This is a genomic window from Baumannia cicadellinicola str. Hc (Homalodisca coagulata) (genome assembly GCF_000013185.1).
GTDB classification, from domain to species: Bacteria; Pseudomonadota; Gammaproteobacteria; order Enterobacterales; family Enterobacteriaceae; genus Baumannia; species Baumannia cicadellinicola_E.
Genome location: NC_007984.1, coordinates 480,840 through 494,292, shown reverse-complemented (window position 1 = coordinate 494,292; position 13,453 = coordinate 480,840). Strand labels below are relative to the sequence as shown.

Annotated in this window: 14 protein-coding genes and 1 pseudogene; 13 read left to right on the top strand and 2 right to left on the bottom strand. The window is 30.2% G+C overall.

Features of this window, described 5'->3' with window-relative positions; genetic code table 11:
- The first annotated feature begins 38 nt into the window (after nt 1-38).
- From BCI_RS02385 to BCI_RS02360, 6 genes and pseudogenes are all read left to right on the top strand, one after another.
- A complete protein-coding gene (locus BCI_RS02385; protein WP_011520651.1) occupies nt 39-602 on the top strand; it encodes a YqgE/AlgH family protein in 564 nt (187 codons plus the stop codon).
- Nucleotides 602-1,049: pseudogene (ruvX, locus tag BCI_RS02380) on the top strand (Holliday junction resolvase RuvX). Before BCI_RS02385 ends, ruvX begins: the two are co-directional and overlap by 1 nt.
- A complete protein-coding gene (hemW, locus tag BCI_RS02375) occupies nt 1,006-2,163 on the top strand; it encodes a radical SAM family heme chaperone HemW (RefSeq protein WP_011520650.1) in 1,158 nt (385 codons plus the stop codon). The pseudogene ruvX and the gene hemW overlap by 44 nt, the downstream one beginning before the upstream one ends.
- Nucleotides 2,164-2,247: 84 nt before the next feature.
- On the top strand, nt 2,248-2,481 hold the full coding sequence (locus BCI_RS02370) for an oxidative damage protection protein (protein WP_011520649.1): 234 nt from the start codon (nt 2,248-2,250) through the stop codon (nt 2,479-2,481).
- A gap of 72 nt (nt 2,482-2,553) precedes the next feature.
- Nucleotides 2,554-3,609 carry a membrane-bound lytic murein transglycosylase MltC gene (mltC, locus tag BCI_RS02365; RefSeq protein ID WP_041574900.1) on the top strand — a complete coding sequence of 352 codons (1,056 nt, stop codon included), beginning with the start codon at nt 2,554-2,556 and terminating at the stop codon, nt 3,607-3,609.
- A gap of 81 nt (nt 3,610-3,690) precedes the next feature.
- Nucleotides 3,691-4,527 carry an endonuclease/exonuclease/phosphatase family protein gene (locus BCI_RS02360; RefSeq protein ID WP_011520647.1) on the top strand — a complete coding sequence of 279 codons (837 nt, stop codon included), beginning with the start codon at nt 3,691-3,693 and terminating at the stop codon, nt 4,525-4,527.
- Nucleotides 4,528-4,548: 21 nt separating this feature from the next.
- Here the strand turns inward: BCI_RS02360 and gloB are convergent, their stop codons facing one another.
- Both gloB and rnhA read right to left on the bottom strand, forming a co-directional pair.
- Nucleotides 4,549-5,322: a hydroxyacylglutathione hydrolase gene (gene gloB, locus BCI_RS02355; protein WP_011520646.1), complete on the bottom strand. Its 774-nt coding sequence runs from the start codon at nt 5,320-5,322 to the stop codon at nt 4,549-4,551.
- Between the two features lie 84 nt (nt 5,323-5,406).
- Complete coding sequence (rnhA, locus tag BCI_RS02350; protein ID WP_011520645.1) at nt 5,407-5,868, bottom strand: ribonuclease HI; 462 nt, start codon at nt 5,866-5,868, stop codon at nt 5,407-5,409.
- A gap of 49 nt (nt 5,869-5,917) precedes the next feature.
- On the opposite strand from rnhA, the gene dnaQ reads away from it, so the two are divergent.
- The 7 genes from dnaQ (at nt 5,918) to pheT (ending at nt 13,450) form a co-directional block, all read left to right on the top strand.
- Nucleotides 5,918-6,640 (top strand): DNA polymerase III subunit epsilon, encoded by a 723-nt coding sequence (gene dnaQ / locus BCI_RS02345; RefSeq protein ID WP_011520644.1) that lies wholly within the window; start codon nt 5,918-5,920, stop codon nt 6,638-6,640.
- A 249-nt stretch (nt 6,641-6,889) separates the two neighbouring features.
- A complete protein-coding gene (thrS, locus tag BCI_RS02340) occupies nt 6,890-8,818 on the top strand; it encodes a threonine--tRNA ligase (protein WP_011520643.1) in 1,929 nt (642 codons plus the stop codon).
- 31 nt (nt 8,819-8,849) lie between these two features.
- Nucleotides 8,850-9,365, top strand: coding sequence for a translation initiation factor IF-3 (gene infC, locus BCI_RS02335; protein WP_011520642.1), 516 nt, complete (start codon nt 8,850-8,852; stop codon nt 9,363-9,365).
- A 45-nt stretch (nt 9,366-9,410) separates the two neighbouring features.
- The gene (rpmI, locus tag BCI_RS02330; protein ID WP_011520641.1) at nt 9,411-9,608 is read left to right on the top strand and encodes a 50S ribosomal protein L35; all 198 of its coding nucleotides are present in this window, start codon (nt 9,411-9,413) and stop codon (nt 9,606-9,608) included.
- A gap of 27 nt (nt 9,609-9,635) precedes the next feature.
- Nucleotides 9,636-9,998, top strand: a complete 363-nt coding sequence (rplT, locus tag BCI_RS02325) for a 50S ribosomal protein L20 (RefSeq protein WP_011520640.1) — start codon at nt 9,636-9,638, stop codon at nt 9,996-9,998.
- Nucleotides 9,999-10,065: 67 nt separating this feature from the next.
- On the top strand, nt 10,066-11,049 hold the full coding sequence (gene pheS, locus BCI_RS02320; RefSeq protein ID WP_011520639.1) for a phenylalanine--tRNA ligase subunit alpha: 984 nt from the start codon (nt 10,066-10,068) through the stop codon (nt 11,047-11,049).
- Between the two features lie 16 nt (nt 11,050-11,065).
- Nucleotides 11,066-13,450, top strand: coding sequence for a phenylalanine--tRNA ligase subunit beta (pheT, locus tag BCI_RS02315; RefSeq protein WP_011520638.1), 2,385 nt, complete (start codon nt 11,066-11,068; stop codon nt 13,448-13,450).
- Nucleotides 13,451-13,453 lie beyond the last annotated feature (3 nt).

Below are 13,453 nucleotides of genomic sequence, written 5' to 3'. Positions count from 1 at the left end.
ATTATCATTAACAAAACTTTAACATTACATTTTATAAAATGAACTTACAGCATCATTTTCTAATTGCTATGCCAACTTTAACAGATCCTTTATTTAAACAATCTGTAGTTTATATATGTACACATAACCACGAAGGAGCAATGGGAATAGTAATTAATAAGCCCGTAGAACAATTTACAGTTGCTAGTGTATTACATAAACTAAAGATCATACCAATTGTTGATCATGCATCTGTGCAATTAAATCAACCAGTTTTCTTAGGTGGTCCTTTAGCAGACGATCGTGGTTTTATTATACATACGCCAAAAGATGGTTTTGGTGCAAGTATTGGTATTTCACCGCAAACAATGATAACTACATCTAAAGATGTACTAGAAACTTTAGGGACTCATAATCAACCAGATGATATTTTAGTTGCTCTTGGTTATTCTGGTTGGGAAGAGGGACAACTGGAACATGAATTACGAGCTAATACTTGGTTAACAATACCAGCAAATAACCAAATTTTATTTGCTACTCCAGTTTCAGCTCGTTGGCAAGCAGCAGCTAAAATACTAGGTATTAACATAAATAACATTGTGAATCAAATAGGTCATGCCTAATGACAGACCATAATATGGTTATGGCCTTTGATTTTGGTACTAAAAATATTGGTATAGCAATAGGCCAGCGTATAACATGTACTGCTAAACCATTAACAACTTTAACAGCATATAATGGTATGCCTAACTGGCAACAGTTAAATAAAATTATACAAGATTGGGAACCAACATTAATTATAGTTGGTTTACCTCTAAATATGGATCAAAGTGAACAACCTTTAACTCATCACGCACGTCAGTTTGCCAAACTACTATACGATCGTTTCAACATTAAAGTGGAACTACACGATGAACGTCTTAGCACTGTAGAAGCTCGTTCTAAGTTATTTTCTTATGGTGGTTATCGAGCTTTTAAAAAAAAAAGTAGATGCATTAGCAGCTGTAATTATAATGGAAAGCTGGTTTGAACAATTTCCAAATAGACAAAAAAAAATCACTGTTACTTAGTTTATATATTCACATTCCTTGGTGCATGAAGAAATGTTGTTATTGTGATTTTCCAACTACTACCTTACATAATAAGGTCCCTAATAAAGAATATATTAGTCATTTACTCATTGATCTAAAGCAAAGTCTGTTGTTAATAGATGGTTATTCTCTAAAAACTATATTTATTGGTGGAGGAACTCCAAGTTTATTAACTATTGAGATGTTAGAAAAATTAATAGATAGTATCTATAAAATGGTGCCTCTAGCTACAAACTTGGAACTGACTATAGAAGTTAATCCTGGTACTATTAACGAGAATCATCTAATTAGCTATCAAACCATAGGTATAAATCGTATTTCCATTGGTGTCCAAACCTTTAATAGAAATCATTTAATACATCTTGGTCGTCTTCACAGACCAGAAGACGCGACAAATATAGTATCATTTGCTTCTGCTATTAAATTTAACAGTATTAATCTTGATATAATGTATGGATTACCAAATCAAACTGTTAATCAAGCACTGGATGATTTACGGCAAGCAATAGCTTTAGCACCTCAGCATATTTCTTGGTATCAATTAACAATTGAGCCGAATACTATATTCTGGAATACTAAACCTAAATTACCTAAAGATGATATTATTTGGGATATTTACCAACAAGGCAATGAATTGTTAATGTCATCTGGTTATCAACCATATGAAATATCTGCTTACGCTCATAATAAGAGTTACCAATGTCTTCATAATATGAACTATTGGCGTTTTGGAGATTATTTAGGTATTGGTTGTAGTGCTCATAGTAAGCTAACGTTGCCAGATGGCACTATAATACGTATGGTAAAAGTTCGTAACCCCTTTCTTTATATGAAAGGAAAATATTTAGATAAATCCTATCAGGTAGCATTATCTGATTTACCATTTGAGTATTTTATGAACCGTTTTCGTTTATTTGAAATCGTGCCACGTAATGAATTTACTCAATTAACTAGTCTAGCAGAGAATGATATTCGTTCTATGTTAGATCAATCGATAAATTTAGGTTATATTAGCGAATATAATAAATATTGGCAAATAACAGAAAAAGGTAAGTTATTTCTAAATAATCTTCTAGAACTTTTCTTAGCGTAAATATGATTAATAATCATATATAAGCTCTATATAATAGATACAATATAAATTAATATATTTAAAATATACTATGAAATATAACTTATGAGTAAGAATATTTATTGTGTTTTCTTAAGAAAACAAGCAGAAGGACAAGATTTTCAATCTTATCCAGGTGAATTAGGTAAACATATTTTTAATAACATTTCTAAAGAAGCATGGGCAAAATGGCAACAAAAACAAACTATGCTTATTAATGAAAATAAATTAAACTTAATAAGTAATACCGACCGTAATTTTTTAGAAAAAGAAATGATTAAATTCCTATTTAAATCCTAGCTAAATATTTTATTAAGAAGAATTTATTCAGTAATTACTACTAAATTTAGTGATAGTATTTTTTTATCTATTATGTCAAATAAAAAAAAAATAGCTCTATTTTTTATGCTGCCATTCTTAATATCTTGTTATCATAATAACAATCCTTTAACTAATCAAGTATCGCCAAAAACTGTGACTTGTTCATGTTCATTAGTCGAAAAAATATGGGGTATAAATGAATTATTAAAAACCGGGCCAAAAAACTATATCAAATATACTGATGAATATCAAACACGTAGTCATATTAACTTTGATACTGGCACTATTACCATAGAAACAATAGCTAACGAAAAAGATGTCACTATTAATTTACGTAAAGCTATTATCAACACATTATTAATGTATATTAATGAGAATAAACAAGAAATTAGCACCAATAATCTAATTCTACAAAAAGAACCATTTTTATATGGTCAAGTTATAGATCATTATAATAAACCTATTCGTTGGTCATGGCGTGCTACTAACTTCGCTAATTATTTACTAAAAACAAATCTAAGGATGCGTCATTCTACATTACATGATATATGGTTTATTACCATAAATATGGTACCTCAACATATAAATAAAAGAGCCAATCACTATGTTACAATAGTTAGTAACGAAGCACGTAAGTATAAAATAGATCAATCATTAATTTTAGCTATTATACAAACAGAATCTAGCTTTAACCCTTATGCTATTAGTCATGCCAATGCAGTCGGATTAATGCAAATAATGCAAAACAGTGCTGGTCGTGATGTTTTTAAAATGAAAGGTAAATGTGGACAGCCTAGTCGTAAATATTTGCTAAACCCAAAAAATAATATTAATATTGGTACAGCTTATTTAGCTATGTTACAAAATAACTACTTAAGTGGTATTATTGATTTAACATCACGACGTTATGTCATGATTGTTGCGTATAATAGTGGTGTTAGCAGTGCACTAAAAGTATTCTCCAGCAATCCAAACAAAGCATTAAATATGATTAATAATTTAAAACCAGATGAAGTATATCATATATTATCTACACAGCATCCATCAGCAGAATCACGTAACTATTTAAATAAAGTTAATGCTTTACAACAAATTTATGGCAAGTAATTACAGTAATAATATCTATTACTGTTCCGATATAAAAATAATACTTAAATATCAAGCTTATAATTCTAGAAAGTCGTTATCGTGCCTAAACAAATATATGCCGTTAGATTTATTGCAGGCCAACCAAATCAATATATTTTCCCACCAGTTAAATCAAGTAGCAAATTTAACTATACATGGTCCCTAATGAAGCCTTTACATAACTCAACTTTGCTAAAAGTTATGGTATGGAATATTTTTAAACAACAACGAACTAATTGGTTATCTGTTTTAAATAGTATTAGACAAGAAACACCCCTTGTTTTATTACAAGAAGCACAAACAACTCCTGAAATGATAAAATTTGCTACCTCACATTATTTAGCGGTTGATCAAGTACCTGCAATAATATTTACGCAACATCCCTCAGGTGTAATGACTTTATCTACTGGATATCCAGTTTATTGTTGCCCCTTAAGTGAGCGTGAACCATTATTACGATTAGCTAAATCAGCACTAATAACTATATATCCTATATATTGTAAACAATATCTAATGGTAATCAATATCCACGCGATTAATTTTAGCCTCGGTCTTGATGTTTATAGTAAGCAATTAGGACCAATTGGTGATCATATACTTCAGCATCATGGACCAGTAATTATGGCTGGTGATTTTAATACTTGGAGTAAAAAAAGAATATTAGCATTATATAGATTTACTGATAATATGATGTTGAAAGAAGTAGTATTTACCAAAGATCTACGTAAAAGAGTTTTTGGTAGGCCTTTAGATTTTATTTTTTATCGTAATATGCATGTTACTGAAGCATCCGTATTAGTGACAAAAGCTTCAGATCATAACCCCCTTTTAGTAACATTCGATTTATTTTCGTCAATAAAACATGTAAAAATTACCCTACTAAAAAAGAATATATAGCAAGCTATATTTAGCTAGATATTATTTTTGACTAGAATTACCTCTAAAGTTGTCTCGTTTTTGGCGTAAATAATCAAAAACTAACCATTCACATCCTAATAATGGAGAAAAATTGATAGCTTGATGTAAATTAATATCATGACAACGAAAAAAAGGATTAATTAGACGTTCTAAACTTAGCTTAGTAGGTAAGCTGGGTTTTTTTTTGTTGCGTAAAATTGTTACATGACGTTGATAACTACTAATAATACGATCTTTAGGTAATAAAGAAGAAGCAAAAGCTAAATTAGTTAATGTATACTCATGTGCGCAACATATTAATGTATGTGATGAAAGTTGATTAACCTCCTGAAAAGATTCATACATTTGTTTTGTAGTTCCTTCAAATATTCGACCACAACCAGCTGAAAAAACTGTATCACCACAAAATAACCATGGATAACTATAAAATCCAATGTGTCCTAAAGTATGTCCAGGAAAAGAAAGAACAGCAAATTTTTTTTCTAGAAGAACTAAAAAATCACCTTTTTTTACAATAATATTAGCACATTGTTTGAATGTTTCTTGTGGACCATAAATAGTAACAGGAAAGTATTGTGATAGTAGTTTCACACCCTTAACATGATCTGGATGATGATGAGTTAATAAAATGCTAGTTAATTTCAGTTGATAATTTGATAGTATATGTAATACTGGGGTAGCATCACCAGGATCAACAATTAAACATTCTCCTTTTTTATTATGTAAAAGCCAAATATAATTATCTATTAGAGCAGGAATAGCTATTAAATTCATAGTTAATTTAAATTATTTATAATGAATATATTTATTTAAATAAAGTAAAATAATTTATTTTTACATAATAAATTATATTTCTAATTAACGTTTGTATCCAATATCTTCGAATTTAGGGTGTTCAGCTGCTATTCGTGCTAATTCATCGCAGCGTTCATTTTCTGGATGACCAGTATGACTTTTTACCCAACGCCAATGGATTACATGTAAATTGCTTACAACATCTAATCTTTGCCATAAATCTAAATTTTTTATAATTTTTTTTGCAGAATTTTTCCAATTATGCTTTTTCCAATTATATATCCATTGAATGACACCTTGATGAACATACTTACTATCTATATAAACGATAGCCTCACAAGGATCTCTTAAAAATTCTAATGCTATGATTGCTGCCATTAATTCCATACGATTATTAGTTGTTAATAAAAAACCTGCGCTATGTTCTTTTTCGTACTTTTTATAGCGCAAGATAGCACCGTATCCTCCAGGACCAGGATTACCGAAGCATGAACCATCGGTAAAAATTTCTATTTTTTTCCGCATTTTAATTAAAATCAGATCTTATATAAGAAATAAATATTATCGTAATAATATGAAAAGACAAATTGTTTTAGACATTGAAACTACAGGAATAAACAAGTTAGGAGTTCATTATTATGGACATAGAATTATTGAAATTGGAGCTGTAGAGATTATTAATCGTCGTATTACTGGTAAAAATTTTCATGTTTATTTAAATCCAGAAAGATTCATTGATCAAGAGGCATTTAAAATTCATGGTATTAGTAATAATTTTCTTAAAGATAAACCTACTTTTGCACAAGTAGCAGATAAATTAATTACATTTATCTCTCAAAGTGAGTTAGTTATTCATCATGCACCATTTGATATAGGTTTTATAGATTATGAGTTTAAATTATTAAACAGAAGTATGATCAGTAAAACTTTTGTTCAAGTAACTGATACTTTATTACTAGCAAGAAAAATATTTCCTGGTAAACGTAATAGTCTTGATGCTTTATGTAATCGCTATCATATAAAAAATATTCATCGTACTAAACATGGTGCTTTACTTGACGCAAAAATTTTAGCCGAAATTTACTTAATAATGACCGGTGGACAAACTTCGATTAATTTTAATCTAACGCAAGAATCTAATATAGAACAAAAATATAAAGGTAAAAATATATATTTTCCTTTATCACATGAAGATAAATTAAAGGTAATTTATGCTAATAATAAGGAATTATCAGAACACAGAAATATTTTAGATAGAATAGAAAAACAAAACAGCAAATGCTTATGGAAACTATAAATTCTTTTTTGATATAGCTATATTATTAAAGAATTAATTTATAATTATTAAGTTTAATATTAATTTATACATTGTTATTTATTCTAATAGAGAGAATAAATATCTCATATGAGATATAATATAAACTTATCGCTGAATATCAAATAATCATTTACAAAAAAAATTTACTAAAAAATTTCTGTAAAATAAATATACAGTAATAAATATTACTATATATATATTAATAAATATAGCATTAAGGAAATAAATATGCCTGTAATAACCATTACTAATGGTCTTCAGCTTACTTTTCAAAAGCCAGTATCTTCACTTGAAATTGCAAAATATATTAGTTCTAATTGTGAACAAAATTGTATTGCCAGTTATCTTAATAATAGGTTAGTAGATGCAGTTGATTTAATTATGCAAGACTCTAAACTGGACATTATTACTGCTGAAGATAAAGCAGGCCTAGATATTCTTCGTTGTTCTTGTAATCATTTATTAGGACATGCCATAAAACAACTATGGCCAGAAGCAAAAATGACTATTGGTAAAATTATAGATAAAGGATTTTATTATGATATAGATCTTGAACATAAGCTACAACCAGAAGACATTGATGCATTAGAAAAATGCATGCATACACTAGCGAATAAAAACTACAATATAGTAAAAAAATATGTTAGTTGGCAGCAAGCACGTGAAATATTTCAAGCAAATGGTGAAATCTATAAAGTAGCAATACTTGATGACAATATTAATCAACATACTTTAGTAGCACTTTATTACTATGAAGAATATGTAGATATGTGTCGAGGGCCACATGCTCCTAATATACGTTTTTGTCATCACTTTAAATTACAAAAAACGTCAATAACTTATTGGCGTAATAACGATAAAAACAAAAAATTACAGCGAATTTATGGTACTGCTTGGGGTACCGATATGCAACTTAAATGTTATTTACAATCTTTACAAGAAGTGAAAAAACGAGATCACCGCAAAATAGGTCAACAGTTAGATCTATATCATATACAAGAAGAAGCACCAGGTATGGTATTTTGGCATGTTGACGGATGGATTATTTTTAGGGAACTAGAAACATTTATCCGTAGCAAATTACAAACTTATAAATATCAAGAGGTAAAAAGTCCGGTGATGATTGATCGGACGCTTTGGGAACAAACTGGACACTGGTCAAATTATGCCGAACATATATTTACGACTTCATCAGAAAATAGAGAATACTGTATAAAACCAATGAACTGTCCAGGTCATGTACAAATTTTTAATCAACAGATTAACTCCTACCGCGACTTACCATTAAGAATGGCTGAGTTTGGTAGTTGTTATCGTAATGAACCTTCAGGATCATTACATGGTCTCATGCGTGTACGTAATTTTACTCAAGATGATGCACATATTTTTTGTACTGAAGAACAAGTATGTGATGAAATTAACAATAACATAAAAATGTTATATGAAGTTTATCATACATTTGGTTTCAAAAAAATATTAGTAAATCTTTCTACAAGGCCAGCTCATCGTATTGGTAATGATAAGATATGGGATAAAGCAGAACAAGATTTAGCAACTACACTAACTAATAATGGTATACTTTTTAAGTATAATGTTGGAGCAGGAGCATTCTATGGTCCTAAAATAGAATTTACTTTGCTTGATTCTTTCGATCGTGCCTGGCAGTGTGGTACAATTCAGTTAGATTTTTCGTTACCCAGTCGTTTAAAAGCTTTCTATATCAATAAAAATAATCAACGATTAGTACCAGTTATGATACACCGTGCTATTCTAGGGTCTTTAGAACGTTTTATTGGAATACTCATAGAAGAGTATGCTGGTTTTTTCCCTACTTGGTTAGCACCAACACAGGTTGTTTTAATGAATATCAGTGATAATCAGTCTAATTATGTAATACAACTCATGCAAAAACTGTCTACTGCAAATATAAGAGCAAAAATAGACTTGAGAAACGAAAAGATCGGATTTAAAATTCGTGAGCATACCTTACGTCGCGTGCCTTATATGCTAATATGTGGAGATCAAGAAATTAAGATGGGTAAAGTTACTATACGTACACGCTACGGTAAAAATTTAGGTATGTTTGAAATGAATAATTTCATTGAAAAGTTGCAACATGAAATTAATCACCGTAATCTATCTCAGATAGAGAAATAACAGTATTAAAGGTAATAAAAGAGTTTAATAAATGCGGTCAATTCATAAAATAAATTTAGAAATTTGTGCAGGAAAAGTTCGGTTAACTGGTATAAATGGTGAATTAATTGGTATTGTCACCCTGAACAAGGCCCTTGAAAAAGCTGAGGAAGCAGGTGTTGATTTAGTAGAAATTAGTTCTAATGCCGAACCTCCTGTTTGCCGTATTATGGATTACGGTAAATTTCTCTATGAGAAAAGTAAATCAAATAAAGAACAGAAGAAAAAACAAAAAATTACGCATATTAAGGAAATTAAATTTCGTCCTGGTATTGATGAAAGCGACTATCAAGTAAAAATACGTAATTTAATGCGTTTTCTCATCGAGGGTGATAAAGTTAAAATTACCTTAAGATTCCGGGGAAGGGAAATGGCGCATCAAAAACTTGGTATTGAAGTTCTTAATCGTATTCGCGAAGACCTAAATGATATAGCTTTATTAGAATCATTACCAAATAAAATTGAAGGACGCCAGATGATCATGATTCTAGCCCCTAAAAAAAGATAATGTAGTTTTATTAATCAAAATCTTATATAGAGTAGAAAAAGACTAATGCCAAAACTAAAAAGCGTACGTGGAGCTGTTAAGCGTTTTAAGAAAAACTCCTCTGGTTGCTTTAAGCATAAACAAGCTTATTTACGTCATCTTCTAACGAAAAAATCAACTAATCGTAAGCGTAACTTACGTTTTAAATCTATAGTTTCTAAAGGCGATAAAAATTTGGTAGTGCGTTGTCTACCATATGCGTAAGTTTTGATTTGTATAGGAGAAAAGTCTATGGCACGTGTTAAACGCGGTGTAGTAGCTCGAGCAAGACATAAAAAAGTATTAAAACTAGCTAATGGTTATTATGGTGCGCGTTCTCGTGTTTATCGTGTAGCCTTTCAGGCAGTATTAAAAGCTGGTCAGTACTGTTACCGTGATAGACGTTGTAAAAAACGTCAGTTTCGTAAATTATGGATAACACGTATTAATGCCGCTGTACGTCAACATGGTATTACTTATAGTTGTTTCATGAATAGTCTTAAAAAAGCTTCTATTCATATAGATCGTAAAATCTTGGCAGAAATTGCTATTAGTGACAAAGTAGCTTTTGCAACTCTAGCAGAAAAAGCAAAAAGTATTTTGTGCGTAACTTAACTATATGAATTAATAAATAGAGATTTATGTTTTAGAGTAGTTAAGTTTGTAACTATAGGGCAAATTTATGTCTGATCTTCAAAAATTAGTTATACAAGCAAAAAAAGCTATTAGTAATTCTAATGATTTAAAGACTCTTGAGTTAACACGGATTAAGTTTTTAGGTAAAAAAGGATACTTTAATCAACAAGTATTATATTTACGGCATCAAACCCCAGATAAACAACCACAAATAGGAGCCTTATTCAATAAGGCTAAGCAAGAAGTAAAACAAGCTATCTTAGATAGAAAACAAGCAATAAAACTTATAAAGATTAAAACTAGACTTGCAACAGAAAGTGTAGATATATCTTTGCCTGGAAGACGTTTAAATAATGGTGCATTACATCCTCTATCTCAGACTGTTCTTTGTCTAGAAAAATTCTTTAGTCAATTAGGTTTTTCCATTGAACATGGACCAGAAATCGAACATAGTTATTATAATTTCGACGCGTTAAATATACCAATTCATCATCCTTCACGTACAGATCAAGATACTTTTTGGATTAATTCTACTCAGTTATTACGTACTCAAACTTCTGGCATTCAAATTCGCATTATGCAAAGTTACCAACCACCTATCCGTATTATAACATCAGGCCGTGTTTATCGTCGTGATTATGACCAAACCCACACTCCTATGTTTCATCAAATGGAAGGTTTAATGATTGATAATAGTATAACATTTGCTCATTTAAAAAATACTATACATGAATTATTACACTATTTTTTTGAAGATACCGTAAAAGTACGTTTTCGTCCATCATACTTTCCTTTCACTCAACCATCAGCAGAAGTAGATATCATGAGTAAGAATAAATGCTGGCTAGAAGTACTTGGCTGCGGTATGGTGCATCCAGTTATTCTACGAAATGTTGGCATTGATCCAGATATTTATTCTGGTTTTGCCTTTGGTATCGGTATAGAGAGAATGGCAATGTTACGTTACTCTATTGTCGATTTACGAGCATTCTTCGATAATGATTTACGTTTTCTAAAACAATTTAAGTAAAATCATAGGAAGAATCGTGAAATTCAGTGAACTTTGGCTACGTGAATGGGTCAATCCTACTATTGATAGTAATGCTTTAGCAGAACAAATGACTATGTTTGGTTTAGAAGTCAATAGTATTGATGCGGTAGCTAATAATTATGCTGATGTAGTCGTAGGTCAAATAGTAGAATGTGATTATCATCCAAATAATGAACAATTATTAATTGTTAAAGTAAACATTAATAAATCTAATTTAATTAATATTAATTGCAATGATGTTAGTTGCCGCAAAACTTTAAAAGTTGCAGTTCATATTGTAGAATCAGATGATAAATTATTGCAAGGAAAACTATGTTCTTTTGCAGAATTAGGTATTAGGGATTATTATCATAATATTGGTATAATTGAATTACCTATTGATGCACCTATAGGAGATAATCTAAGCAATTATTTAAAATTATACGATAAAATTTTTGATTTTAGCGTAACACCTAACCGTGCTGACTGTCTCGGAATAGTAGGCATTGCACGTGAAATAGCAATTATTAATAAATTACCTTTAAAAAGATTTTTCACTCAATCAGTAGCTCCATTAATTATCAATATACTTCCTATTAACGTCATAGATTCTATTGCTTGTCCTCGTTATATTGGTAGAGTAATAAAAAACATAAATAGTAGAATGAATACTCCACTATGGATCAAAGAAAAATTACGTCGTAGTGGTATTAGTTTAGTTAATGTAGTAATAGATATTACAAATTATATTTTACTAGAATTTGGGCAGCCAATAAATGTATTTGATCTTAATAAAATTAATGGAGGTCTAATTATACGTAGGGCTAAACCAAAAGAGAAAATTACATTATTAAATGGTTATAAAGCTACTCTAACATCAGAAACATTAGTTGTTGCCGATCATAGTAAAGTATTATCTATAGCAGGAATTATTGGCGGAATTGATTCAAGTTTTACATGTGCTAGTAGCCATATTTTTTTAGAAGCAGCTTTTTTTAATCCTTTAGTAATTAGAGGTCAAGCACGCAAGTATGGTGTTAATACTGAAGCTTCACTTCGTTATGAACGTGGTATTGATCCTATGTTAACGCTACATGTTATTGAGCGAGCAACCTCATTAATATTAGATATTTGTGGTGGTCAACCAGGTCCAGTCATTAATGTTACTAATACCGCAGCATTACCTAAGCCTGCAACAATTATCTTACGGCGGAAAAAACTAGATAGTTTAATTGGATATATAATTCCAGATCAAGAAATTATTGATATTCTTAGCAGAATAGGATGTAAAATAACTAATATTACTCATGGATGGCAAATATTAACTCCCCATTGGCGTTTTGATATCGAGACTGAAGAGAATATAATTGAAGAAATAACAAGAATATACGGTTATGATAAGATCCCTCATGTTCCTATTAGATCAAATTTATTAATCCAACAATCTCACAAAGAAACCATCTTACCGTTAGAAAGAGCTAAGTATTTATTAGTAGACCGCGGATATTATGAAGCTATAACTTATAGTTTTGTTGATCCTAAAATACAAAAGTTATTATATCCAGGTCATGTAATGTTACATTTACGAAACCCTCTATCTTTAGAAATGTCAGCAATGCGGCTTTCAATGTTGCCTGGTCTTATTTGTGCAGTAATCTATAATAACAATCGTCAGCAGAAAAATATTAGATTATTCGAAAGTGGATCATGTTTTATTCCATCTAAGAATGTAGATGAAGGTATCCGTCAAAATTTGTTGCTGTCTGGTGTAAAAACTGGTTGTCGTTTTGATGAACATTGGTCTACTAAACATCAGCAGGCAGATTTTTATGATATTAAAGGTGATATTGAAGCAATACTAGAACTAACTGGCAAGTTAGACCAGTTTGAGTTTAAAGCACAAGAACAATCTGTATTACATCCAGGTCAATGTGCAGCTATTAATCTTAATAGTGAAACTGTTGGATGGGTTGGAATGATACATCCCGAATTAGAAGAAAAACTTAACTTAAGTTATAGCATATTTGTTTTTGAGTTACTATGGTCAAAAATCAACCAACGTAAAATTCCTAAAGCTACTTTCCTTTCTCCATTTCCTACAACTTACAGGGATATTGCTATTGTCGTGAAAGAGCATATTCGTGCAGCAGATGTAACTACTGAATGCAAACATATTCTTAAAACAAAATTAATTAGCGTAAATATATTTGATGTTTATAAGGGTATAGGTATACCACCAGGCTTTAAAAGTTTAGCAATGCGTTTAATTTTACAAAGTGATAATAGCACACTAGAAGAAGAAAAGATATCTACAATTATTTCTGAATGTATAGAATTGTTAAAAAAAAGATTTCAAGCATCACTAAGAGATGAACATTATAAAGAAAAATGGAATCTATAAAGA